We start from the raw sequence: 26,167 nt of genomic DNA on the forward strand, positions 1-26,167 counted from the left end.
TTAAAACTTTAATTAATTGCTCTTTATTCTTTGTAATAAAGATATTTATAGGGATTTTTTTAGTGAAAGAAATTATTCTTTTTTAAAAAAACCAAGTCGCTACAAAAATCGCTGTAATAACGCAGATCAAATCTACCAAAAGCATTGTGCCAAGGGCGTAACGTGTGTTTTTGATATTTACAGATCCAAAATAAACTGCAATTACATAAAAAGTACTTTCAGCACTGCATTGGAAAATACTGCTCAGTCTTGCTGTTAAAGAATCGGCTCCAAAAGTATTCATCGAATCAATTAAGAAACCTCTTGAACCTGCAGAACTAAACGGACGAAGCATGGCAACAGGAAGCGCATTTGTAATTTCTTTGCTTACACCAAGATTCGAAAAGATAAATCCGATTGCATCACTGATGATTTCAAATAAACCGCTGTTTCTAAACAATGAGATTGCAACTAACATTCCTAAAACATAAGGGAAAATTGTAACTCCAGTTTTAACTCCGTTATTAGCGCCCACTACAAAAGTGTCAAAAACTGTAGTGTCTGCTTCTCTGAATTTTTTCTCATGTCTGAAAGAAAAAATCAGTGTAAAGACAATAATAGCCAATAATATTAATCCGGAAAGGTTAGAAGTGAAATAGTTTTTTCCAATTAAATCTAAATGATTTACATACATCAGCAATCCAACAATTGCCGCAATTAACCCCATTAACCCTATTAGAAGTGAAGCGCTTTTGAAATTGATTTTCTGTTTGACTCCAACAATTAAGAAAGCGGCAATGGTTCCGATAAATGAAGTAATAATACATGGCAACATCACATCGGCAGGATTACTTGCATTTGCAGCCGCACGATAACCGATAATTGAAGTTGCGATTAAAGTTAAACCAGAAGCATGAAGACACATAAACATAATTTGTGCATCGCTGGCTTTATCTTTTTCGGGGTTTATTTCCTGTAAACTTTCCATGGCTTTCAATCCAAATGGTGTTGCAGCCGAATCCAATCCCAAGAAATTGGCAGCAAAGTTTAAGGTCATGTAGGATATCGAAGGATGGTTTTTAGGAATACTTGGAAATACTTTTACAAATACCGGACTTAAAGCTTTTGCCAAGTTTCCAGAAGCTCCAGAAACGATTAAAAGTTCCATTAATCCGCAGAAAAAAGCTAGGTAAGCAATAAGAGGCAAAATTAAATCGACTAAAGTGCTTTTGCAAGTTGGCAATAAACCATCAGATTTCTGAAGACCGCTGTAAATTTTTACGGTTTTGTTTTTGTAAACATAAGTCGTGTCGGCATTTAGCGTATCACGATTGATGATCATGGTTTGATCTGGCGCTTTTTTTATACTGTCTTTTAAGAAGGCGGGAAGCTCTTCAATGTATTTTTCAGAAACTAAAACAGGATCGTCTTTTTTTCCATTTAAGACAGAATCAATGGTATAAGTATTGGCAGTAAATAAACTGACTACAATAAAAAGAATCGAAGAAATAAAAATAACTAACCAAAATCTGCTCAATACCATAATTACAATTTTTTGTAAATGTAATTATTTAGCAATAAAATGCATAAATATTTTGTTTAATGAGCGGTATTTGATGGTTATAAAAGATATAAATGTTTGCGAATTTGTATTTTTAGGAAAACTCAAAATGTTTATATATCGCTCCGCTGGAGCTTTTGTATACTGTGAAAATTAGATTTTCTATAAATATTTCGCTCTTCCAGAGCTATTAAACTTTATAAAATAAAATTATATGCAAATGAAAAAGCTCTGGAAGAGCGAAATATTTATAGAAACCATTCAAGCTATAATTAAAGAGCCCCAGCGGGGCGAAATCTACGGATCTATTTTTGAAATTGATTATTCAATTACAACTTTGGTTTCCAAATAAGTTTCAAAAGCTTTAATTCCTTCAAAGAGAATTTCCTTTTTTGAATTTTCAGTTTCATTAAAAAACTCCGTTTCAATTTTCACATGATCTTTTTTAATGGTTCGTTTCCAGATTCCAATCACTTTTCCATTTTCTAAAATGATAGGTTTAAAAATGCCATTATTGGTAAAAGTTTTAGATTGGTGATCTCCTGAAAATGAAACTTCACGCGTTTTGTATGAAATCAAAATTTCGTCGAATGCTGGCAGAAAATGAACGCTTTCGCGAAAGTGATCTTCTAAAGAACGATCTTTAGCAAACCAATAAGTCTGATTATCAATGGTAACAGAACTTAATTGCAACTCAATTGCGTTAACTGCTTTTTGGCATATTGTTGGTGCAAAACCTGACCACCACGAGAAATCAAGTACGGTGGCTGGGCCATGACTCTCAAAATAGCGCTGAGCGAGTTTTGCTATTCCTTCTTCTTTTGATAATTTAGTTTTTGGTTTAGAAACTCTTTCTTCGAGCAAAGCATAAGTAATTTGTTTGCCTTTCATTCTTCCATTACAGACCAAACCATCCAACTCTGCATTCATCATAATGGCCGCACCTAGAAAATCTTCTTTCGATGTTTTTTTGATGTTAAGCTCTTGCATAATTTCATCCCGAGTCAAATGATTGTTTCCCGATAACAGCTTTTCAATTGTATTGTTGATCTGAGTGAGCTTTTTTTCATCAACACCAAATTTTTTAGCGCCAGAAATAGCAAGCTTTTTTATTTGCGGAGCAGAGACTTCTAGCATCCAATAAATATCATTGGCAGAAACAAAATGCCAAGTTGGTCGCAGAATATGAGTTCGGATAATTTGAGCTGAATTTATTGCTTCCTCAATTTCTTTTTCGCTTGAATTGCAACGAGAACCAATTGCCCATTTTGCCATAGCATAATCCTGAGCCTGCATAGCGCCAAAATGATACACGATTTGCTCAGGAGAACATCGGTTTTCCTGATAAAGCTTCTGAGAAGCCATACGATGATGTGAAATTTCGGAATGAATCATTTTTTTAAACCATATAAGTTATGTGAGTTCATGCAAAAGGATCTTAGAATCTTAGTAACTCAGAATCTTAGCATCTAAAGAAGTTACACATGAATGATTTCATCATCAATTAGCAAATCTTCTCGACGTAAACGCAAGAAAATCTGAGCTACAGCAATTGTATCTTTTTCGCAATAGGTAATGATTCGGTCAATATCTTTTTCGACATAATAGACATGAGCAACCTGACTTCCGTCAATATCGCCTTTTGGCGATGGAACGCCAAGAATTTTGGTTAGCAATTTTAAAGAAGTATAATGTTTATAATCGCCAAACTTCCATAATTCTAAAGTGTCTAGATGTGGAATTTCCCAAGGTTTTTTTCCAAATAAATTCAATTTGTCGGGAATTGGCATTTGATTGATGATCATTCTTCGGGCAATAAACGGAATATCAAATTCTTTAGAATTATGCCCGCACAGCAAATGTTGGGGTTGATTGAAATGATTGTTGACTAGATTAGAAAAGTCTTTTAGGATTTTCTTTTCTTCACCAAAAAACGAAGTCACTCTAAAATTGCGTACATCTCCTTTGATGGTAAAAAAACCGACAGAAATGCAGATTATTTTTCCGAATTCGGCCCAAATTCCGGCGCGTTCGTAAAATTCTTCTGGAGAGAATTCGTCTTTTCTTTGATATTGTGTTTTCAAATCCCAAAGCGATTGCATTTCCGCGTCAAGCGAATTGAAGTTTTCTTCTTCGGGAACAGTTTCTATATCTAGAAAGAGAATGTTATTTAGGTTTATCTTTTCAATCATATTTTATTGGCCACGAATTCACGAATTGAACTAATTTTTTATTCTGTATAAATGTACACAAATTTAAATTTTTAATCTATCGTAAATAAAAACTGAATGAATTATCCTTCTTTTCAGGTGAAATTTAGAATAAACTTTGTTGTAAAGACGGGCTTTCATGTTCCAAAAGCCATTTTTTGCGGGATAAACCTCCCGCGTAACCGGTCAAAGATCCATTTGTGCCAATAACGCGATGGCAAGGAACTACAATCCAAAGCGGATTCTTGCCATTTGCCGAAGCTACAGCACGAATAGCTTTTACATCTCCGAGTTTTTTGGTCTGATCCATGTAGCTTACCGTTTTTCCGTACGGAATTTCAAGAAGAGATTTCCAGACTTTCTGCTGGAATTCGGTTCCTTGCGGATTCAGTTTGAGATCAAAATCGGTTCTTTTGCCTTCAAAATATTCATTCAACTGCAAAACGGCTTCTTTTAAAACTTCTGGAATTTCCTTAGAAACTTCATTCGTGCCAACATCAGAAACAGAAATTACGGCAATACCATTTTCATCTCCAATTATTTTGGTGATTCCTAGAGGCGAATTGATATAGACTGTTTCCATGATTTTTAACCGCAAAGGCGCAAAAGTTTATCGCGAAGTTCGCAAAGTTTTTTTAAATCGATAAATTATATAAGTTAAATCTGGGAAGGATTTTACCAGCCACCACCGCCTCCGCCTCCGCTACCACCGCCAGAGCTTCCTCCTCCTGAGCTTCCACAGCTGGAAGATGTCGAATAAGTAGTGTACGAGGTGCGAAAACTCATAAAAAACGCTGGAGAAGAAACATAGTTGCTACTATCCGTTTTAATCCATTTATTGGTATAATTTAGTTTTTTAAGAATATCAATAAATTTTAGATTCCATTCATCTTCAATTCCTAATGCAAAGGCGTAAGGTAGATTTTCTTCGTAAACACTAATTGCGGAACTTTCTTCTGGTTTATAGTTTAATAGATATTCTTTCAGCTTTTCGATTTCAGTTTTTGTTTCAAGTCCAAGTTCTGTGTAAGCTCCTATTAGACTTAAATAGATGCTAAATCCGATAATTATTAAAAAAAGCACTAGCAAAGTTAGAACCGAATAACTTTTGTCAACATTGCTCGCAAGATACCAGCTAGAAGAAAAAATACCTGTAAATAGGGATAAGAAAAGACAAAAAGCAGTTGATTTATAATCTTTTTGAACAAATGTTTGTACAGCGCCTTTAAGCAATAAATAAGTAAATACGAGCATTGTAAATCCGAAAATAACAGCCCAATAAATAGTACCTTTTGAATATTGGCAATAACCCAATAAAGCACCAATTGTAATTACAAAACCAATTGACATTTGTTTAAAATTAATAGAATGATAATCTTCTAAATTATACTGCTCTTGCAATGGTTTTTCAAGTGCCATTTTTGCTTCATTAAAGATCTTATACGTTTCTTTATCTAATTCAAAAGAATCTTTTTCGCTAAATAAAGTATTTAGAACTGCATTTTCTTCTTTGGAAAGACCGTCTGTTTTATTTCCAATTTTAAGTGAATATTTAAAATCATCTGCCCAAGTTTCTTTTCCATTATCTGAAATTTCGAGAGCGCCTTTTAAGGAAAGGTTGATTATGGTAACTAAAAGGGTTTGAGAATTAATGCTTTGATTGTGGATGTATTGTAAAGACGTTGCCGAATAGAGGCTTTTTAAATCAATAGTTCTGCTTTCGCTTTTTAACTTCGGATCTTTGCCATATCTCTTCCATGAAAAAAAGTAAAATGCAAAGCAGGCGAAAACGACAGCAATTGCAAACCCTATTTTATCAGCTTCTAAAAATTCTTCCATTTTATAGTGAGGCCTAAAAAACGGCTGATTAACAATACCTTTAGGAAAACCTGCCGCAATGGTAAAACCTTCTTCTTTTTTTAGATTTTTAGAAGTGAAATAGACAGTATTATCTATGGTTTTTGAATCGCATTCGTGCGCTTTCGAACCCAAAATGCCAGTATAACAAGCTGTTTGGAATGCTTTTGCAGATTTTGGTAAGGTTAGTTTTGCTGTAACATTGTCAATTTCAAAATCCCAATAATTTCCGGTTACATTCCAGTAAACTTCATCAAAGTCATTGTAAGAATGTATTTGGGCTTCTACTTCGTAAGTTATTTTGTAAGTGTGATTTCCTTTTGCAATAGAATATTTTTTGTCACCAATATAGATTTCAAAATTTTCAAATCCTGAAGATACGCGATATGGCTCATTAAAGCCATTTCGGGTAACATTTAAAACCGTGTAGTAATTGTTTTGGGATGCTTTTGGAGAAGTGCTCTTTATGGGAAGTTCCCTAAAGATGCCACGGTGTATTTGTGTGCCATTAGCATAAACTTTAATAGTTTCGGTAACAATTAGATTTCCATTTTCTTTAACAACGATATCGGCGTGAAATTGTTTTATTTTTTCTACTTCCTCGGGAATAGAATCGTTTTGGGAGTAACATTGGAAAAAAGTAAACAGTAAAATACTGATTGAAAATAGAAACCTGAATTTTTTCATCTGGGAAAACACTTATTTTTTTATGAAGGAAAAATAGTGTTTTTATTTAATCTTTATTTGAAAGTTTTAATATTCTTCTAAGATAAATTTATACTGTAATGTGCGTTCTATCTTTTCACTCGAAATCACCTTTTTAATATTAGATTGCCGAGAACTGAATTTCGGTAAAGCCAAATCCATTTTAATAGCTTTTGAAGTGTAATATTCTTCTCTTGTTGGATGAAAAGGAGCAACGGCATTAAATACTTCGTTCCATTTAGATTGATTTATGATGGCTTCAATAACGCCAATGGAATCTTTCTGATGAATAAGATTAACGGGAGCATCTGGATTTTCTATGTTTTCTTTTCCTGCTAAAAACTTAATAGGATGACGATCCTCGCCAATTAATCCACCAAAGCGTAAAATTGTGGTTTCGAAGTTTTGATTTTCAAGAAGAAGATTTTCTGCTAAAAGTAATTGTTTGCCGCTTTCAGTATCAGGATTCGGAATGGTTTCTTCTGTTATAAAGCCATTATCATCACCATAAACAGAAGTAGAACTTACAAAAAGGACCTTTTTAATGGTTGATTTTTCGATAAAAGGAATCAGATTTTTGATTTTTTCTACAAATTTTTTTTTCTCAGACTTTGGATCGACTGCTCTTAATTTTGGGGGAATGTCTATAATTAAGATTTCGCTTTCAGCTAAAAAATCAGTAATGTTTTCAGAAACACTTTCGCTTTCAACAGTCACTAAAAACGGATTTATTCCCGCATCTTTTAAAATTAGAAGTTTGTTCTCCGAAGTTGTTGATCCGTTTACCGAATTTCCTTTTGCAATTAATGCTTTAGCTAAAGGAAGTCCTAACCAACCACAGCCAAGTATACTTATTTCTGTCATTTTTCTCTTTTAAGGTGCAAAGTTACAAAGTTGCAAAGGTTCAAAGGTTTTGTTTCACGCAGATTTAAAAGATTTAAGCTGATATCCGCAGATAATTATTTGCAAATTGAATCTGCAAAAATCTGCCGAATCTGCGTGAAAAAAAAAAGATTTATAAAGTTAACGTAAATCTCACTTTGTCTTTTCCTTTTGCGCCCATTCTGTTATAGAATTTAATGGCTCTTGTATTGAATTCGGGTGTTTGCCATTGAATATTGACGCAGTTATTTTCGGTTCCGATTTCTTTTAGCTTTTCTATTAACTTTTCGCCAATTCCTAAACCTCTCGTTTCTTCTTCCAAAAACAGGCAGTCCATATAGAGAAATGTTTGTGCGTTCCAAGTAGAAAAATCAAAAGTGTAGGACGCGTAACCAACGATAGTTTCTTCTGTGGCAACAACCAAGCAGAATAATTTTGGATTCTGGCCAAATATAGCATTCTTTAAACCTTCTTCTTTTCCTTCTGGAGAAAATTCAGCTTTTTCAAATTCGGCGTGTTTTTGACATAAAATAACCAATTTAGGGAGGTCGGAGACTTTACAGTTTCTTATTGAATATTCCATTGTAAATTGATTTCGTTTTGTAAAAAGCTGATGAAGTGATGAAAATAATCGGGGTAATTTTCATTGGCACGCGTAGCAATAAAGTGTTTTCGCTTCAAACCATTTTTTCCAATTTTGATTGCTTTAATCGGATTGTTTTTTAAATGTGGCTGCAGTGCCCATTTTGCCATAGACATAACGCCCATATCTGCTTTTACCATTTCTAGAGAAGCTTCTGTTAAAGGCATTGGAGTTATTTTCTTCGGATTTACTTTGGCTGGAGCCAAAAGAAACTGATAAATGGTAACGGTTTCCAGCGGAAGTGAATGGATAATCAAATGTTCGCTGATGAAATCCTCAGCAATTACATATTTTTTGTCTGCCCAAGAATGATTTTCGGAAACGACCATTACCATTTCGTCTTGAAAAAGTTCGGTGTATTTGATATGGTTGTCTTTAATGGTATCGCTTACAATGGCAATATCAATGGTGTTTTCTAATAATTTCTGTAGCGGAATGTGTGTTGCTTCGGCTACAATTTTTAATTCTACATTGGGATATAAAAGATGAAATTGCTTTAAAACCGATGGAAGCCAGTGATAACTCGAGAAACATTCGGTACTAATCCTGATTTCGCCAGATTCGCCAAAAACCATTTGTTTGATCTGAGTTTCAGTTTCAGCAAGCTTCGTAAGGATTTCATTGGCTACGTCATAAACTTTCTCGCCCGCTTTTGTGAGAACCAATTTTTTATTGACTCTCAAAAAAATAGCAGTGCCCAATTGATATTCGGCCTCTTTGAGCTGATGACTTAAAGCCGATTGCGTTAAATGGAGTTTATCGATCGCTTTCGTGATGCTTCCTTCTTCTACGATTGCTTTTATCAACTTTAAGTGGCGGATTTCCATTTTTTGACGAATTAATACACAAAGAAACAAAATTTTAGATTGGCTTTTGTATGAAAAAAAGTAATGCTTTTGATGAATTCTTTTCGTTTTTATGGCATGAAATCATCTGCTACTTTTGGAAAACAAAATCAATAAAACACAATCAAAATGGAAGCACAAATTAAACATTACGAAAACAAGTTAGCTTATGAAATGGATCCTTCAGATTTATTTGAAGCTTTAAACGATGGTGAAAAAATTATTGTAATCGATGCTAGAAGAGCTTTTGGTTACGATGAAGAACATATTCCTAATGCGATTAATATTCCGCACCGCGAAATGAATGCAGAAACCACTAAACATTTAGATAAAGAGGTGTTGTATGTAACGTATTGCACCGGAATTGGCTGCAATGCTTCAACAAAAGGCGCTTTGAATATGACAAAACTAGGATTTAAGGTAAAAGAATTAATTGGTGGTCTAGAATGGTGGAAAATTGATGGTTTTGCAACTGAAGGCACAAAAGGAGAAAAACAAGGCTTAAAAATAGAATGCGCTTGCTAAAAAAGAAAAAGGCAGACTTTATAATTACAAGTCTGCCTTTTTTATTTGTGATTATATATGGCTTTAAAAGTATTGCAGAAAATTTGTTGCCATAACATAAGTTTTAGCTTTTATTAAGGTTGCGGTTGCGTAACGGGCTTGATGCTGTCTTTTGGAACAGCCAAGCTATCTGCCGGAACTACAGGCTCAATTGGTTTTACAGGTGGTGTGTATCGTTTGATTTTCTGCTGAATCATAACAGCATCATTTAATACAAACGGTGTTGGCATCATCCAATTTTCTCTTGGCTTAACATTTAATAACGGATTGCTCATTAAATCAAAAGAGCTTTCAATTAAATCCATATCAAAAATAGCCAATTTGTTGATGTAGAAATCCATTTCAAGCGGTTCGTTGCCTACAACATAATAGCATAAAATTTTGCTGCCTTCTCTTTCAAAACGATTTCCTTTTTCGCCAGAAGTTGACACTCCATTTGCTTTAAAGTTATAGAACGTCATTTTTGGATTTGCATAAATATCGTAACGGTTTACTTTTCTGTTTGGAGTAATTCGGATTTTTAAATATCTATTATTTCCAATAACGCTGTCTCTCAGAAACTGAATTGTTGGTTTTGGCAGATTAACAACAGGGGCAAAAGCGCTGTACGTAAATGTTGTATTGTATTTGCTTGATAGCGGAAGTGTATTTAAACCCACTGCTTTTTGGTTTTTCTCACCTAGATAAGATCTGGTCCAATCGTCCAAATTCGTATCATAAGTCGTCCAAACAGCAGAATTATTGTCGGCATTATAAACATAAAGTAAGCTGTTTGATTTGGCTTTGCCGTATTCGTAACCTGAGTTGTATCCTGCGTAAGCGAAAAATGCGATAGAAGTAAGGAAGAATACAATGATCCAAGCTCCTTTTTTAGCAAAATCTCCAAATATTGGAAGTAATAATCCGAACAATAGAACGGTTAAAATAGCACTTCCATACAATATTTTAAGACCTAAACCAATTGGAAACATTACAATAAAAGGTGCTACAATGGCTAAAGCAGGAATAGAGAATATTAAATTCATTGCTAAACTATAATGTTGCGTGAAGACAAAAATTCCGAATAGCAATATTCCGAAATAAACAGGAATAATTAAGAAACCAGCCCCCGTTAAGCTGTTGGCTAAAAAGGCGTTAATGATAATCCAAAGCAATAAAGGAGCCACAAAATGGTTCATGGTAGTTTTAGCTTCAGAGAAATGATGGTAGAAAGCAAAACAAATCGCAATGCTTAAAGTAACAAAAGCACCAATATAAGCATGACCATTATAGGTAAATCCGTTTAAAAGATCAGAGTACTGCGGATAAATTTCAAGAATAAGTTTCCATCCTAGAAATGTGACCAATCCTGCAATTATAATGGATCCTAAAAGCGGAACAAAACCTTTGAATATTTCGGTGAAAGTGATGATTCTTTTTACTCTTCCGACAAAAATGAATAGAACCAATAGTCCAAAAGCAATCAGCGTCATTGGCATTACCCAAGTAAACGGATAACTAATGAATGAAAAAGGCGCACTGAAATAAACATTATCTTCTGTAGATTCTGTTTGGTTCAAATCAATGTTTGTAAAGTATTTTAGCAAAGGCATGATGTAAGTGCCTTGATGCGCTAAGGTAGTTTTGTTTAAATGTTGAATATCATCTTGCTGTGTATGATAGTTGAAATGTCCATCAATAAAAGCAAAATTGAATCCCTGAATATTTCCTTGTTCTCTAAAAACAGTTAAATCAGTATCATTTGGAAGCATTTTATAAATGCTGTACATCAAAGAATTTGAAACAGGATGAGAAGGCTTTGCTTTAGTAAATTCCTCAACCAGAGCCTGATTTCCTTTGTTGGTTTCCATCAGCATATAACTTGGACCTGAAGTTCCTCTTGCTTCAAAGTTTAAAACCAAACCAACGTCTTTTGCCCAAGGATGTTTGTTTACAAATAAAGCAGCACCGTTTAATCCTAATTCTTCGGCATCAGAGAACAATATGATAATATCGTTTTTTTGAGGATGTTTGGAGTATAAAAAGGCACGTACACCTTCTAAAATTGTTGCAACACCAGAAGCATCATCGCTAGCACCTTTTGAGAAAGAATGCGGTGCACTGTCATAATGAGAAAGAAGTAAAAGTGCTTTTGTATTGTTTGTTCCTTTAATACGAGCCAAAATATTTTTTGACTTTACCAAAAGACCTTTATCATTTAGAGTAAAACCTTCCTGAACACTCGTTTCTAATCCAATTCTGTTTAATTCTAGTGTAAGATAATTAGCAACAAGTTCGTGATTAGTAGATCCAACATAGTGTGGTTTCTGTGCTATAATCCCAACCTGGTTAAAAGCTCTTTCGGTCGAAAATTCGGCAAGCGCTTCGTCGTCCTTAGAGATTCCTTGCGGCATCATCGTGGCGTATATAATGCCAAGTAAAGCTAAAACGCAGACTATGGCTAGAATTGAGGTGGGGTTTTTTCTCATGGTAAATTAATACTAACTATATTTCTTTTTTAACAAGCATAAAATAATCATTGTCCAAGGAACGGTAGCCTTGGTCATACAAGAAATAATATGTATTTCCTGTCTTGGTCTGTAAGATGTTTGTAAAGAACTCAAAATCAAATCCTTTTGTTAATAGTTTGTCTCGAGAAGCTTTAGATTTTCCATCTACATTTAACTCTGCCAAAATACGGTAATTTTTGCGTAACTTGTTGTTTATATTTCGCATGAAATTCGTGCTATCTTTATTTATTTTGTTATTGTAGGCATTTCGACAACTATCAGAACAGAATTTCTTGTCTTCTCGGCCGAAAATTTTGGTAGAACATTCGAGGCATGTTTTCATGAATTCATTTTTTTAATTTCGTAAAGATCTGTTCTTCGGTCTTTTAATGTTTTTACGCTACCATGTTCGTGAAGTTCTTTCAATAAATTTAAATCAACATCAACAATAAGCGTCATTTCTGTGTTTGGAGTAGCTTCAGCTTTGATTCCATTACTTGGAAAAGCAAAATCAGATGGCGTAAATACAGAAGATTGCGCATATTGAATATCCATATTGTTCACTTTCGGAAGATTTCCAACGCAACCTGCTATGGCTACATAACACTCATTTTCGATGGCGCGTGCTTGCGAACAATGTTTTACACGGGTATAACCATTTTGAGTATCGGTCAAAAATGGTACAAAGAGAATATCCATTCCTTCATCTGCCAAAAGTCTCGAAAGTTCTGGAAACTCGACATCATAGCAAATTAGAATTCCGATTTTTCCACAATCGGTATCAAAGGTTTTAAATTGAGATCCACCTTTCATTCCCCAATGTATAACTTCGTTGGGTGTGATATGAATTTTGGTATACATTTCTGAAGTTCCGTCTCTTTTGCATAAAAAGCCAACATTATAGAGATTTCCGCCTTCTAAATAAGGCATACTTCCTGTAATAATATTGATGTTGTATGAAATGGCAAATTCCTGAAACTTTTTTCTAATAGGATCAGAGTGGCGAGCCAATTCTCGAATGGCTTCTGCTTCAGATAAGTGATTATAATCGGCCATTAAAGGCGCAATAAACAATTCCGGAAATAAAGCAAAGTCAGAACCATAACCCGAAACAGCATCAATAAAAAATTCTGCTTGTTCAAAAAGTGCTTCAACATTATTAAGCGGACGCATCTGCCATTGAATTAATCCTAAACGGATAATGTTTTTCTTTAAATTAATCAGTTTCGGACTATCATCATAGTAAATATTGTTCCACTCTAATAAAACTGCAAATTCTTTCGATTCTTCGTCACCTTCCAAATAATTTTTGATGACTCTCAAAACGTGAAAATCATTGCTCAATTGAAAAGAAAGAACAGGATCATACAATTCTTTGTTGCGCACTTTTTCTATATACGCTTTTGGAGACAGTTTTTTGGCGTGTTCTCTGTAATTTGGAATTCTTCCCGCAAAGACAATTGCTTTTAAATTCAGCTGTTCGCAAAGCTCCTTTCTTGCATCGTACAATCGGCGTCCTAAACGTAAGCCTCTATAATTTGGGTGAATAAAAACATCTATTCCGTATAAAATTTCCGCATTTGGATTATGGGTCGAGAAGGTATAGTTACCGCTAATCTGCTGATAATTATGTCTTTTTTCTACCAATTTTTCATCAACAATAAGAGATAGGGCAGAGCCAACTACTTTTCCATCAACCAAAATAACCAGCTGTCCTTCTGGAAAAATAGAAAGCAGTCTTTCTATGTCGTCAGATCCCCAATAAGAATCTGCCATTTCTGGATATGATTCAATCATCGATTTCTTTAATTGTCTATAGTCCTCAATTTCAAGGTTTCGTAACTCTACTTTTTTAATTTTTGCCTGCATATCGTAAGATTTATCTCAAATATACAAAAAACAAATTCCATTTACAAACGGTTACAAATAGTTACAGTCGATAGTAAATAGTTAATAACCGACTGCCAGTATTGAGGTTTGCCATCTTTGCAGTGTTGAATTCGATAATCGATTCAAATTAATAGTAACATTAAAATAGTATACGCCATGAGTGCAATTAGAAACAAAGTACAATTAATCGGGAATGTTGGTAATGACCCAGAAATTAAAACATTAGAAAGTGGTAGAAAACTTGCTCATCTTACGATCGCAACAAATGAGATTTATAGAAACGATAAAGGCGAAAAAGTAGAACAAACAGAATGGCACCGAATAACAGCGTGGGGTAAAACGGCTGAGATAATTGAAAAGTATGTTGTAAAAGGGAAAGAAATAGCTGTTGAAGGGAAACTAACACACAGAAGCTATGATGATAAAAACGGAGAAAAGCGTTATATAACCGAAGTGGTTGTAAATGAAATTCTACTATTGAGTAAATAACGCTTTTGCTATATAAATTTTAAAATATTCCATTAGGAATATCTCATCGGTAGAAAAAAAAGGTTTTGTTTACGTTGTGTCCTGTAGGGACACCTGATTTATGGAATAACAGATCTTTTTCACCAATCAAACGTTCCTACGGAACGTAAAACCGCAATTTAAATTGAATTCTACCAATGAGACATTCCTACGGAATGATTTTTTAGAAGTAGAAAATGATTTGCTAAATCGGAAAGTCCCAAAGTTCGAATTAAACCCGACAGGTTTTAAAAACCTGTCGGGTTTAATATTTTAAAGAAATTTTTTTTATAAAATTGAAACGCCATTAGCATCGGTTGTAAGCACTTCGCTCATATAATCAAAAAAAGGCCTCATATTTTTGAATGCGTCCAAAGCCATTTCTAAAAATTGCGGACTGAATACTTCATCATCAGTAAAACGTTTTATGACTAAGAATTGTTTGAAACGTAGTAAATCAATAGCTGGATGATCAACATCAAAACCTTTTGGTTTTGTTTTGAGCTGTTCTCCTTGCAGAGTGCCAAAATTGCTTTTGAAAGAATCTGAATTCAGGATTTCCTGAAAGGTTTCGGGATCGTGGGCAAATTCAGTTCTTATTCGTTTTAAATCTGCAGCATTTGGCCCCCAAAATCCACCAGCGAAAAAATTGTTCCCTTTTTCCAGATGGAAATAGTAACCGCCGCGTCTCGCTGCAGTTGCTCGAGTATAACTTCCGCCCCAAAATGTTTTGAAAGGAGTTTTGTCTTTAGAAAAACGTATGTCTCGATAAATTCTATAAACACTTTTTTTGCCCGAAGCATTTTCTAGAACATCACTTTTGGAAAGTTCTTTAAGTAGTGCGCCAGCAAAATTTTCAATATGATTGAGTTCTATCAAATATTGTGGTTTATGCTCTTCAAACCATGGTTTATTGTTGTTCATTTTCAGCTCAGCCAAAAAATCAAGACTGGATTTGGGAATTGTAATATCGTTTTCCATAATTGAATTTAAAAATCGAAAAATAAACTGCAATTTAAAACTAAAAAACCCACCAGAGAAATCTGATGGGTTTTTCTATATCGCGTTAAGCAGTTTTTTTGAATAAGTCAAACATAGGACAGCGCGAGCAGCGTTTCTTTTCGCTCTTTTTATATTTCTCACAGCAAGAAGATTTACAGTTTTCAATCTTCTTAATTTTATCAAGGATATCTTTCTTTTTCTTTTTATCCTTTTTTTTGTCCTTGTCTTTTTCTTTCTTGCTCACTTTTTCCTCTGAATTTTAAAAACAGAGACAAATATAAATCAAAAAAGTTATTTTTAAACATTCTAAATAAACTTTAACTTTTTTTATTTAGGATTGATAGCAATTGAACTTGTAACTGTTAATTGCTGAATATCACGATCAAACAAATAAAGTCCACCTTTGTCATCGCCAATTAAGTTGATTTTATCCAAAATAGATTTAGCTGTAGCCTCTTCCTCAATTTGTTCAGAAACGTACCATTGCAAGAAATTGTGTGTCGCATAATCTCTTTCTTCAAAAGTAATGTGCACTAATTCGTTGATAGATTTCGAAACAAAAAGTTCGTGATTGTAAAGCTCCTCAAACATCTCTTTAAAAGTAGTATAAGTTGTTTTTGGCGCTTTAAGATCTGTTACCTGAGCGTGTCCTCCGCGTTCGTTTACATACTTAACTAGTTTAAGCATATGTGCGCGCTCTTCATCTGACTGTGTATACATAAATTGAGAGATTCCCTCTAATCCTTGTACTTCAGCCCAACAAGCCATAGAAAGATACGTTTGCGAAGATTCTGCTTCTATGCGGATTTGCTTGTTTAAAGCCGATTCAATATTTTTTGCTAACATAATAAGTGTCTTTTTTGTAAAATTAAGAAAAATTATTCATTTCATTTTTTAGAAACCTTTAAAACATTAGACTTTTGGGTTAACTCTCAATAAAATTTTGCTAATGAGACAATTTCTGGAATTATTTCTTAAACCAAAAAAGCCCTTAAGAGAATATCTTAAGGACTTTTTAATTCAAATCTAAAAATGAACTATTTTACAATAAAAGTAACTCTTCTAGCTAATCTTCTAGCTTCATCAGAATCTTTTTGAATAGATGTATCTGCGCCATTCGCAATAACATTTAAACGAGAAGAAGCGATTCCAGCTTTTTCAAAAATAGTTTTTACGTTTGTCGCTCTCGTGTTAGATAGTTTTTCATTGTACTCCGCTTTTCCAACTTGGTCTGCATAACCAATAAGATCAAGAGAAGCAGAAGGGTTTTTTCTTAAGTAATTTAAAACCACATCAATAGCAGCAGTTGAGTTCTCGATTGGAGTTGTTTTGTTGAAATCGAAATAAACGCTGTAATACTTGTCATTAATCATTCTTCTGATTAATTCATTATCACTTGGTTGAGGTGTTCCTACTTGTTTTTCAATAACTACTTCTTTTTGCGTAGGTCTGTTTTTGATTTGTGTTTCAAGATCAGCTATTTTGCTTTCTAGAGCAGAAATATCGGCATTGTTGCCCTCACTTGCGATTACAGTCCAGTCAGCATGTTTTGTGTTTTTACCTAAGTAAACATTTAAGCCAACAGTTCCGTTAAAAATCAATCCAGAAAAACCTCTGTTTTGAGCAACATACGCTCCATTAAAAGTATGGTCTTGTGTTGAATTTAGAATAGTTGAGAAATCTCCAGTTAAAGCTATTCTGTCTGATAATCTTATCTGCCCAGTTACACCAGCAATAAAGTTACCTACTTCGTCTGCTCCTTTAAAATTATCATTTCTTAACTGACCATAGCCAAAACCAGCATGTCCTAATAAACCAATGGTATTTGTCCAAGTTTCAAAATTCATGATGCGTCCTAAGTTGGCAACAGCTTGTAAATCTACTCTATAGTATTTTGAGTCAAAATCAATAGAGCTTCCTTTTGCAGTAAAACTGTTGTATCCAAAATCTGCTTTCAAACCAAATTTGTTGTTAAACATATAGCGAACTCCTAAATCTCCTGTCCATGGACTCACAGTGTTAGTTGTATAACCGTTATTAAATGGTCGTTGCGGTTTGTTAAAACCTGCGCCTAAATCTACAGACCATTTATTATAATTGCTATTGCTTTCTGTTTGTGCATGTACTCCAGTTAACGCTAGTGCAAATGCAAGAGTCATTACAATTTTTTTCATTATTTTTTGCTTTTAAATTTTCGTTCAAAACAACAACAAATTGTAAGTAAAAACTTTCTCTAAAAGTCAAAAAAGTATTAAAATAGGACAATAGCTTAAAGTTAACGACTTGAAATAAGGAGAATATTAAAAATAAACAGGAACTAGATGTTTTAAATTACTGATAAACAATAGTTTAATTTAGTTTGTCATCAAATTTGCGTAGAACCAGTTGTTTCGCAATAATGTTGTAATAACTTAAAATGGTATAATTACTAAGTTTGAGGGTATAAGGAAGAACAGCTTCTTTGTGCGAATCTAGAAAATAATAGATTTTATCAGCAGCAAAAGGCTCTTGTTTTTCTTGGGTTAATTCTAATTTTTTGGTCCAGATGCTCTCGAAAAAAGCAGAGTAGTTTGTTTCAATATTGTAATAACTGTTGGAAGGGAAATCTCCAAAAGGGTCATTAAAATTGAAACCATTGAGAGAAACTGATTTTAAATCGCTACCCGATCCTCCTAAGGTGATAAATAGATTTTTCTGGTTTTTATACACCGAAAGACCGGCATCAAGAGAAGATAAGACTTTTAAAAATTTTGCAGTATTTTTTAACTGCTTAGGTTCATGATCTTCAATCTGCATGAGTAGAGGCGAATTACTAAAACGAATAGTGTCGTTTTTTGAAACTGTAAAAGTTTTTATAGAGGCGCCAGATGCATAATCTTTAATATCAAACAAAAGTTCGTCACCATTAACATTGATTTGATACAATTTGTTTTCGTGGTAAAAAGAATTAGTCGTTTTTGGATTTTTATTTCCAATAGGTTTCATAAACGTTTTTTCTTTTATTTCCAGACTTTCCAAATCGATATCAAATAATTGGGTTTTTCTAAAACTTTGGTCCAAAGTTAGAATCAAACGGTTTGGAAGCGTATAAATTTTGCTTTTTGCACTTACTTTATATAACGGATTATACTCGCCAGAATCCATTTTTTCAATCGGGTTTTCATTCAAAATTTGGTTGAATGTTCTCGGTTGGGTTTTTCTATCTATAAATTTGAAAGAGCTGAAATCGAAAAATCTTTCCTCTGCCATTCCGTTTTTAAAAACAAAAGCAGTCAATGCCTGTTTTGTTTTGCTTTGCATCAATAAATAAAAATTGTTGTCTTTTTGATATTGCGTTAAAAGATAATTGTCTTCAAGCGGAATTTGAAACTTTAATGCTCTGGAAGTTTTATTTTCCAGATAATATTTAATCAAAATGATTGTTTTTTCTTCTTTCGAAAACCAATACAAAGTCGGATTTCCGTCTTCGCTAAAGCTGTATCCCATCAAAGATCTGTTTTTTATGTATTGGCGGGAAGTGACAAATTTATCTCTTAAGAATAAAGCGCTATTGTATTTTAATATGGAAAGGCTGTCTGCACTTGCGGCAAAAACAAATACATCGTGAGTAGCTGTATTTTCGCCAGTTATGATTTCAGATTGTCCTATTTCGTTTTTTAAATCGATGGTATAAGAGGTCAGCACTGTTTGACTTAGCAAAGCAGTACTGGAGATTAAAAACAAAAAAAGGAAAATTCGTTTCATATGCTTTTAGGCGCAAAAATCATTCCGATTATTATTGATTCATAAGCTCTTGAAAAAGATCTACAAATTGACCCACATGCATTCCGTCCATTAAACCGTGATGCACATAAACAGCCATAGACATGGTTCTTTTTCCCGTTTCGGAAACCATCATTTTGCCAAACGAAATTTTTGGACAGCTGTCAGGATATGTAAAACTGCGTGCATGTGTGATTGAACTAAAATTCAACCACGGAATTGCCGAAAAATGAATTAGATTATCATCATCAAAAGATCTTGTGAAAAGTCCAGTTGTGTTTTGAATGCGCTCGATTTCGGTTAATGCAATTTGTTCGAATGTTTTAAAATCTGGGTGATATTCAATTAAAGAAAACCCAAAAGTGCCATCTTCACGACCAATTGTTGCCGAAGCATCGATCTGGTCATTGATATATATTTTATTTTCTGAAATTCGATATCTAAAATTTTCGATTGCGTTTACCGCAGTCAAAGTTTTATGCAAATAGAAAATGAAGAAAGAAGCATTTATATTTTTTGCAGTTTGATACGCTTTCGTACAATCGATTTCTACAGTGGCACCAAAAAAAGGTTCTTCCATTTGTTTAAAATGGGCAAAATGCTCTTTTCTATTCCAATTTTCTAGGTCTAAAAGTGTTTTCATTATAATAAATTCGGAACCACTTCTGCAATAGTTTCAAATGAACTAAAATGCTCGTGTTCTATAGTGTGATTAATTTTTTCGTGTTCCCAGGTAGTATGAAACGGAATATGAACGGCGTAACCGCCGATTCCTAAAACTGGCAGAACATCTGATTTTAATGAATTTCCGATCATTAAAAATTCGTGCGCCTGAATGTCTAAACGTCCTAAAAGTTTCTGGTAATCGATTTCTTGTTTGTCTGACATTACTTCGATATGGTGAAAATAATGTCCCAAACCAGAACGATGCAATTTACTGTGCTGATCTTTTAAATCGCCTTTTGTAGCAACGACCAATTTATATTTTCCTTTTAAAGCAGCGAGAGTTTCTTCAATTCCGTCTAGAAGCTCGATTGGTTTTTCTAGTAATTCTTTTCCGTATTGGATAATCTTTTCAATGACTTCCATCGGAATAGTATTGTTCGAAATGTTCATTGCCGCTTCAATCATCGAAAGGATATAACCTTTGATTCCGTAACCGTACAGAGGCAGATTGGCAATTTCTATTTTAAATAATTCTTGCGAAATGCCTTGATGCGAAAGATAATCTTCCATCAAAGCGCAAAATTTATGTTCGGTTTCCTGAAAATAAGGTTCGTTTACAAACAAAGTATCATCAGCATCAAATGCGATTACTTTTAGGTTTGGTATTTTAGTTTTATGTAACATAATGTTTTTTGTTTCAAGTTTCAAGTTTTCTTTGTTTCAAGTTTTTTTAGTCACGAATTCACTAATTTTTTGACTGCTTCTGACAATTGAATCGTGAATTACACTAATTTTTTGCCACTCCCGATAGCTATTGGGATATTAAGATTAGAATGATTTTTTAAAATCTGCTCAAATCTGCTGAATCTGCGTGAAACCTTTTTCTTAATCCTTAGAAAAAAGCCCTTTCAAAGAAATTGTTTTATCGTAAAAAGTAATTCGGATTCCGAAAAGCAGAATAATTCCGCCGAAAACCATTTGTAAAGTTATTTGTTCTTCCAAAAACAACCAAGCTAAAATTGAGGTAATTACAGCTTGACTCAATAAACTTAGCGAAACTCTCGTTGCACGCATGTGCTGAGTCGCATAACTGATCGAAAGCCATGCACACAATTGACAAATTACTGCTTGAAGAACAAGTACAAACCAACCTGCATTTGAAAATCCGGTGAAAGGTTCGCCTAATGCGTAACATAAAATTCCTAAATAGATGCTTGAAGCGAATAAACTAATGGTCATAAACGAAAGAACATCGACTTCTGAAAGAACATTTTTGCTGACCAAAAGATAAATGGAATACAGAATTCCAGATAAAACGGCAAATAGAAATGCTTTATCGAAGTTTAAATCGATAAAAAACTCAAAACCGACCAAAGTTACCATTCCGAATAAAGCGACTAATGTTCCGATCCAGAAATTTGTTGCGGGTTTTGCTTTCAGAAAAAAGAAAGAGCCAACTCCAACCCAAACTGGAGATAAATTGGTTAACAATGAAGCCTGAGTCGCACTTGATTCCTGAATGGCGATATTCCAAACGGCAACATCAGACGAAAATAAAACACCGCATAGTATTGCCAAAAGAGCAAATTTTAATTTTGGAAGTTTGAAATTACGGCTGAAAATGACATAAGGTAAAAGCAGCAGTACAGCAAAAAACATTCGGTAAAATGCCGAAATCAATCCTGGTGTTAAACGTAATTTTACCAATATCGGAAAAATAGATATGCAGAGTATACCGCAGATTAGGGCTAATCTTGGTTTTGTGAGTTTCATTTTTAGTTTATTTTTTCAAGTTTTTTTGGTGCATAGTTTAAAAAGAAAATTGCGTGAATCAATTAAATTTTAATCGACTCACGCAATTTATAAATATACAAATATTTAGTTTACAGTCGCTCCATTTGGCGCATCAGCATCTGGATTTACAAAAACCAGTTTCCCTTCAGCATTTGTTGTCATCAAGATCATTCCTTGGCTTTCAACGCCACGTAAAGCTCTTGGAGCAAGGTTTGCTAATACAGAAACACGTTTTCCGATAATTTCTTCTGGCGAAAAACTCTCTGCAATTCCCGAAACAATCGTACGAACATCAATTCCTGTATCTACTTTAAGAACCAAAAGTTTGTTTGCTTTTGGCATTTTTTCAGCTTCTAAAATAGTTCCAATACGAATATCCATCTTTGCAAAATCCTCAAACTGAATTAAATCTTTTTGCGGATCTGGTTGTTTGCTTTCAGCTAAATTAGCTGTTTTTGTTGCTTCCAATTTATCTATTTGCTTTTGTATTTCTTCATCTTCGATTTTAGCGAAAAGCAATTCTGCTTCACCAATTTTATGTCCTGCTGGCAACAAATCTGAGTTTTCAGAAATATCATTCCAACCTAATGTTTTATCAAGAATAACATCTGTAGCTCCAGGATGATTTTCTTTTAAGAATTTACTAAATCCTTTAAAGTGTTCTTTAAGATCATTAAGATTTAAGATTCTTGACAATTTAGCAGCTGTAAACGGTAAAAATGGTTCTGCTAAAACGCTTAACGCAGCAGCAATTTGCAAGGCCACATACATTTGAGTTTTTACTCGCTCTGGATTGTCTTTCATAACTTTCCAAGGCTCTTCGTCAGCAAGATATTTATTTCCTAAACGAGCTACATTCATCAATTCGCCTAAAGCTTCACGGAATCTATAACGTTCAACCGAACTTGCAATTACAGCAGGATACGCTTTTAATTCGTTTAAAGTAGCTTCGTCAATTTCAGTTAATTCATTTGGAGTTGGAATAACGCCATCATAATACTTATTTGTTAAAACCACAACGCGATTCACGAAGTTTCCGAAAACGGCAACCAATTCGTTATTATTTCTAGCTTGGAAATCTTTCCAAGTAAAATCGTTATCTTTTGTTTCAGGAGCGTTTGATGTTAAGGCATAACGCAAAACATCTTGCTTGTCTGGAAACTCTTCTAAATATTCGTGTAGCCAAACTGCCCAGTTTTTAGAAGTCGAAAGTTTGTTTCCTTCCAAGTTCAAGAATTCATTTGCTGGAACATTATCTGGTAAAATATAACTTCCTTCAGCTTTAAGCATTGCTGGGAAAATGATACAGTGAAAAACAATATTGTCTTTCCCGATAAAGTGAACCAATTTAGTTTCTTCATCTTTCCAATACGGTTCCCAATCTTTTCCTTCGCGCGCTGCCCATTCTTTCGTAGAAGAAATGTAACCAATTGGCGCATCAAACCAAACATAAAGTTTTTTGCCTTCGGCACCTTCAACAGGAACATCAATTCCCCAATCCAAATCACGTGTTACGGCACGAGGTTCTAAACCTGCGTCGATCCAAGATTTTACTTGTCCGTAAACATTAGTTTTCCAGTCGTTTTTATGACCAACTAAAATCCATTCGGTTAAGAAATCAGAATAACGGTCTAAAGGTAAAAACCAGTGTTTTGTTTCTTTAAGAATTGGAGTTTCGCCCGTAATAGTCGATTTTGGATTGATCAAATCTGTGGCGTTCAAAGTAGATCCGCATTTTTCGCACTGATCTCCGTAAGCTTCTGGATTATCACATTTTGGGCAAGTTCCAACTACAAAACGATCTGCTAAAAACTGATTTGCTTTCGCATCGTATAATTGTTCTGTTACTTCCTCAATAAAATCTCCTTTATCATACAATGTTCTAAAGAATTCTGAAGCAGTATCGTGATGAATTTTTGCTGAAGTTCTTGAATAATTGTTGAATGAAATTCCGAAATCTTCAAATGACTTGCGAATAATTCCATCATATTTATCAATAACTTGTTGTGGTGTAACTCCTTCTTTTTTGGCTTTCATAGAGATTGCAACCCCATGTTCATCGCTTCCGCAGATAAATGCTACATCTTTTCCTTGTAATCTTAAATATCTCGAATATATATCCGCAGGAACATAAACTCCCGCCAAGTGGCCAATATGTATAGGTCCGTTGGTGTAAGGTAATGCCGCCGTGATAGTATATCTCTTAGGATCTTGTATCATAATTCAATTTTATTGAGTGCAAAAATAAGCAATAGAATTGAGATTTTAATATTACGCTTGAATTCGCTAGAGTTTTTAATGGGAATTATGATTTTTTTATCTCGCAAAGACTCAAAGTCGCAGAGTTTTTTATAGCCACTCCCGATAGCTATCGGGATAAGAGGATTAAAAAGATTTTAATTTTAGACATGAATTGCCTCCAGCTTTAGCTGGAGGGTTTGTAATTATAAGGTGATTCGGCTTTAGCCAAACCCACGCATTAAGCTAAAGCCATTTTGTAGAATCCTTATTATTACATCCAGCTAAAGCTGGACGCAATTCAAAAAAAACTTTGCGATCTTGCGTCTTTGCGAGATTATTTGACGCCAATAAATAAAGTGCTTTGAGAGGACTCTGACTTCGCTCAGTCTGAAAAATAGTAGAAAAGAAGCTTTCTAATCCTTTTAATCTGTAGCCAAAATACATCTTATAGTCTTTTTGACTATATTTGAAAAAAAATATCAAAACATGAATAAAATATATATAACCTTTTTAATGCTGTTTTCGTTTTATGGTTATTCTCAATCACAATCAGAAAAGAATTTAAAGCAGGGGCAATATTCAAACCCAATTTTTGCGGGAGATTATCCAGATCCGAGTTTGTTGAGAGACGGAAAAGATTATTATGTTGTGCATTCTTCATTCGATTACTATCCCGGACTTTTAATTTGGCATTCGACCGATTTAATGAATTGGGAACCGATAACCAATGCGCTTCATAAATATGTTGGAGCTGTTTGGGCGCCAGATCTAATTAAGTACAATAACAAATACTACATTTATTTTCCAGCGAATAATACCAATTTTGTAGTTACGGCAGATTCTATAAACGGTCCGTGGAGTGAGCCTGTAGATTTGAAAATTGGAAATATTGATCCAGGACATGTGACAGATGACAAAGGAAATCGATTTTTGTATTTTAGTAATGGAGGCTATGTGGCTTTATCAAAAGACGGACTTTCGGTAACAAGCGAATTAAAGCATGTGTATGACGGTTGGAAAATTCCGCGCGAATGGAGTATTGAATGTTTCTGTATGGAAGGCCCAAAACTTTTCAAGCGAGGAGAATATTACTACTTAACTGTTGCCGAAGGAGGAACCGCTGGTCCGGCGACAAGTCATATGGTGATTTCGGCAAGATCAAAATCGCCTTTAGGGCCTTGGGAAAATTCGCCTCATAACCCGATTGTGAGAACGAACAGCAGTTCTGAAACTTGGTGGTCAAAAGGGCATAGTACCATTTTTGAAGATATAAACGGAAAATGGTGGATGATTTTTCATGGCTATGAAAAGGATTATTACAACTTAGGGCGTCAGACTTTGCTTCAGCCAGTAGAATGGACAAAAGATAATTGGTATAAAATTCCAGATAATATAGAGACTGATAAACCAATTGCAAAACCGCAAGGAAAAACACTTCCTGAATTTTCTTTAAGTGATAATTTTGAAGGTTCAGCTCTTAAACCGCAATGGAAATTTTATAGTGGGGTAGAAGCTTCAAGATTTAAAGTTGCTAATAACACTTTAACTATTGAAGGAAAAGGCGACGGAGTAGGAAACAGTTCTCCTTTAGTAGTTGTTCCAGGCGGACATTCGTATACGGCTGAAGTTGAAATGGAAATCGAAGGCAATGCAGTAGGCGGATTAACGCTTTTTTATGATAATAAATATTACTCTGGAATACTAGCAGATCAGAATAATATTTTGGCAAACTTGAGAGGATGGCAGTTTCCAACAGAAAAGAATACACATAATCGAAAAGTCTTTCTTCGTTTGAGGAATATCAAAAACACCGTAGATATGTTTTACAGTATTGATGGAAAAGACTGGAAGAAAATCGAGAATTCAGTTGAGGTTTCAGGATACAATCATAATGTTTTAAGCGGATTTTTGGGATTAAGAATTGGTCTTTGTTCAATAGGAAAAGGAAGTGTGAAGTTTAAGAATTTTGTTTACAATACACTATAGGTTTTTTGCCGCTAAGGCACAAAGTAGCTAAGATTTTTTATTAAGAATCTAAGTTTTTTAAGTTAGTTATCTGTGTTAATCTGCTTAAATTTTTTAATCTCGATAGTTTTCGGGAGCGTAAAACAATAATACTTTGTGCCTTCGCGTCTATGTGGCAAAAACCAATAAAATAGAACCAGTTTAAACTACGATTGACGTTTATAAATGACAATATATTTCGCAATCTTTGCATCCGAAAAAAACAAAATTTATGAGCAAGACTAAATTAATCATCAATAAAAACGGATCAATCAAAATTGAAGGAGATTTTGAAATCATGGATCCAGAAGGAACACTTTACGGTTTACAAGGAAGATCTGCATTAGGTCTTTGCCGTTGCGGACATTCAGCCAACAAACCATTTTGCGATGGAGCACACAGAAACAACTTCGAACACGATTCAAAGGCTTTCGATTTGCCGCCAATGAAAACGAACTAAGAAGTTCCATAGTTTTAAATATGTAAACCGCATTCTGCCAGATGCGGTTTTTTTTATGTAATTTTTTATAAAAGTAAGGTATTACTTAGAAAAAACAATATTACAT

Annotated in this window: 24 protein-coding genes; 4 read left to right on the forward strand and 20 right to left on the reverse strand. The window is 34.2% G+C overall.

Features of this window, described 5'->3' with window-relative positions; translation table 11 throughout:
• Positions 1-82: 82 nt before the first annotated feature.
• The 8 genes from RB618_RS05985 to RB618_RS06020 all read right to left on the reverse strand — a co-directional run bounded on the left by RB618_RS05985 (position 83) and on the right by RB618_RS06020 (position 8,664).
• Positions 83-1,522 carry a nucleoside recognition domain-containing protein gene (locus RB618_RS05985; protein ID WP_308067924.1) on the reverse strand — a complete coding sequence of 480 codons (1,440 nt, stop codon included), beginning with the start codon at positions 1,520-1,522 and terminating at the stop codon, positions 83-85.
• Positions 1,523-1,861: 339 nt separating this feature from the next.
• Positions 1,862-2,935 carry a winged helix DNA-binding domain-containing protein gene (locus tag RB618_RS05990; protein WP_308067925.1) on the reverse strand — a complete coding sequence of 358 codons (1,074 nt, stop codon included), beginning with the start codon at positions 2,933-2,935 and terminating at the stop codon, positions 1,862-1,864.
• Between the two features lie 83 nt (positions 2,936-3,018).
• Positions 3,019-3,732, reverse strand: a complete 714-nt coding sequence (locus RB618_RS05995; protein WP_308067926.1) for a 3'-5' exonuclease — start codon at positions 3,730-3,732, stop codon at positions 3,019-3,021.
• A gap of 124 nt (positions 3,733-3,856) precedes the next feature.
• A complete protein-coding gene (locus RB618_RS06000) occupies positions 3,857-4,333 on the reverse strand; it encodes a methylated-DNA--[protein]-cysteine S-methyltransferase (RefSeq protein ID WP_308067927.1) in 477 nt (158 codons plus the stop codon).
• A gap of 92 nt (positions 4,334-4,425) precedes the next feature.
• Positions 4,426-6,294: a DUF2207 domain-containing protein gene (locus RB618_RS06005; RefSeq protein WP_308067928.1), complete on the reverse strand. Its 1,869-nt coding sequence runs from the start codon at positions 6,292-6,294 to the stop codon at positions 4,426-4,428.
• A gap of 66 nt (positions 6,295-6,360) precedes the next feature.
• Positions 6,361-7,176, reverse strand: a complete 816-nt coding sequence (locus RB618_RS06010; protein WP_308067929.1) for an SDR family NAD(P)-dependent oxidoreductase — start codon at positions 7,174-7,176, stop codon at positions 6,361-6,363.
• Between the two features lie 151 nt (positions 7,177-7,327).
• Positions 7,328-7,777 (reverse strand): GNAT family N-acetyltransferase, encoded by a 450-nt coding sequence (locus RB618_RS06015; RefSeq protein ID WP_308067930.1) that lies wholly within the window; start codon positions 7,775-7,777, stop codon positions 7,328-7,330.
• Positions 7,762-8,664, reverse strand: a complete 903-nt coding sequence (locus RB618_RS06020) for a LysR family transcriptional regulator (RefSeq protein ID WP_308067931.1) — start codon at positions 8,662-8,664, stop codon at positions 7,762-7,764. The genes RB618_RS06015 and RB618_RS06020 overlap by 16 nt, the downstream gene beginning before the upstream one ends.
• 147 nt (positions 8,665-8,811) lie before the next feature.
• Between RB618_RS06020 and RB618_RS06025 the strand changes: the two genes are divergently transcribed.
• Entirely contained in the window at positions 8,812-9,207 is a 396-nt protein-coding gene (locus tag RB618_RS06025; protein WP_308067932.1) for a rhodanese-like domain-containing protein, read from the forward strand.
• 113 nt (positions 9,208-9,320) lie between these two features.
• On the opposite strand, the gene RB618_RS06030 is transcribed toward RB618_RS06025, so the two are convergent.
• Genes RB618_RS06030 through RB618_RS06040 form a run of 3 tightly spaced genes read right to left on the reverse strand, consistent with a single transcriptional unit; the run spans position 9,321 to position 13,604 of the window.
• Positions 9,321-11,714 (reverse strand): M28 family peptidase, encoded by a 2,394-nt coding sequence (locus RB618_RS06030; RefSeq protein ID WP_308067933.1) that lies wholly within the window; start codon positions 11,712-11,714, stop codon positions 9,321-9,323.
• A 16-nt stretch (positions 11,715-11,730) separates the two neighbouring features.
• Positions 11,731-12,078 (reverse strand): hypothetical protein, encoded by a 348-nt coding sequence (locus RB618_RS06035; RefSeq protein ID WP_308067934.1) that lies wholly within the window; start codon positions 12,076-12,078, stop codon positions 11,731-11,733.
• The gene (locus RB618_RS06040; RefSeq protein ID WP_308067935.1) at positions 12,075-13,604 is read right to left on the reverse strand and encodes a bifunctional GNAT family N-acetyltransferase/carbon-nitrogen hydrolase family protein; all 1,530 of its coding nucleotides are present in this window, start codon (positions 13,602-13,604) and stop codon (positions 12,075-12,077) included. The genes RB618_RS06035 and RB618_RS06040 overlap by 4 nt, the downstream gene beginning before the upstream one ends.
• 177 nt (positions 13,605-13,781) lie before the next feature.
• On the opposite strand from RB618_RS06040, the gene RB618_RS06045 reads away from it, so the two are divergent.
• Positions 13,782-14,114, forward strand: coding sequence for a single-stranded DNA-binding protein (locus RB618_RS06045; protein ID WP_177211631.1), 333 nt, complete (start codon positions 13,782-13,784; stop codon positions 14,112-14,114).
• 306 nt (positions 14,115-14,420) lie between these two features.
• Here RB618_RS06045 and RB618_RS06050 read toward each other — a convergent pair whose 3' ends face one another.
• The 9 genes from RB618_RS06050 to metG form a co-directional block, all read right to left on the reverse strand.
• Positions 14,421-15,113 carry a DUF2461 domain-containing protein gene (locus RB618_RS06050; RefSeq protein WP_308067936.1) on the reverse strand — a complete coding sequence of 231 codons (693 nt, stop codon included), beginning with the start codon at positions 15,111-15,113 and terminating at the stop codon, positions 14,421-14,423.
• A gap of 85 nt (positions 15,114-15,198) precedes the next feature.
• Positions 15,199-15,378, reverse strand: a complete 180-nt coding sequence (locus RB618_RS06055) for a hypothetical protein (protein ID WP_308067937.1) — start codon at positions 15,376-15,378, stop codon at positions 15,199-15,201.
• 83 nt (positions 15,379-15,461) lie between these two features.
• Positions 15,462-15,980 carry a ferritin gene (locus RB618_RS06060; RefSeq protein WP_008465537.1) on the reverse strand — a complete coding sequence of 173 codons (519 nt, stop codon included), beginning with the start codon at positions 15,978-15,980 and terminating at the stop codon, positions 15,462-15,464.
• A gap of 191 nt (positions 15,981-16,171) precedes the next feature.
• Entirely contained in the window at positions 16,172-17,308 is a 1,137-nt protein-coding gene (locus RB618_RS06065) for an OmpA family protein (protein WP_308067938.1), read from the reverse strand.
• Positions 17,309-17,483: 175 nt separating this feature from the next.
• Positions 17,484-18,878 carry a hypothetical protein gene (locus RB618_RS06070; RefSeq protein WP_308067939.1) on the reverse strand — a complete coding sequence of 465 codons (1,395 nt, stop codon included), beginning with the start codon at positions 18,876-18,878 and terminating at the stop codon, positions 17,484-17,486.
• Between the two features lie 31 nt (positions 18,879-18,909).
• Entirely contained in the window at positions 18,910-19,539 is a 630-nt protein-coding gene (locus RB618_RS06075) for a chloramphenicol acetyltransferase (RefSeq protein ID WP_308067940.1), read from the reverse strand.
• Entirely contained in the window at positions 19,539-20,246 is a 708-nt protein-coding gene (locus RB618_RS06080) for an HAD family hydrolase (RefSeq protein WP_308067941.1), read from the reverse strand. The genes RB618_RS06075 and RB618_RS06080 overlap by 1 nt, the downstream gene beginning before the upstream one ends.
• 201 nt (positions 20,247-20,447) lie before the next feature.
• Positions 20,448-21,335 (reverse strand): DMT family transporter, encoded by an 888-nt coding sequence (locus RB618_RS06085; RefSeq protein WP_308067942.1) that lies wholly within the window; start codon positions 21,333-21,335, stop codon positions 20,448-20,450.
• A 105-nt stretch (positions 21,336-21,440) separates the two neighbouring features.
• Positions 21,441-23,576: a methionine--tRNA ligase gene (gene metG, locus RB618_RS06090; RefSeq protein WP_308067943.1), complete on the reverse strand. Its 2,136-nt coding sequence runs from the start codon at positions 23,574-23,576 to the stop codon at positions 21,441-21,443.
• Between the two features lie 507 nt (positions 23,577-24,083).
• Between metG and RB618_RS06095 the strand changes: the two genes are divergently transcribed.
• Together RB618_RS06095 and RB618_RS06100 are read left to right on the forward strand one after the other, a co-directional pair.
• Positions 24,084-25,583, forward strand: coding sequence for a family 43 glycosylhydrolase (locus tag RB618_RS06095; protein ID WP_308067944.1), 1,500 nt, complete (start codon positions 24,084-24,086; stop codon positions 25,581-25,583).
• A 250-nt stretch (positions 25,584-25,833) separates the two neighbouring features.
• Positions 25,834-26,061: a CDGSH iron-sulfur domain-containing protein gene (locus RB618_RS06100; RefSeq protein WP_290963233.1), complete on the forward strand. Its 228-nt coding sequence runs from the start codon at positions 25,834-25,836 to the stop codon at positions 26,059-26,061.
• The last annotated feature ends 106 nt before the right edge of the window (positions 26,062-26,167 follow it).

Source organism: Flavobacterium sp. LHD-85, from assembly GCF_030929595.1.
Taxonomy (GTDB): Bacteria; Bacteroidota; Bacteroidia; order Flavobacteriales; family Flavobacteriaceae; genus Flavobacterium.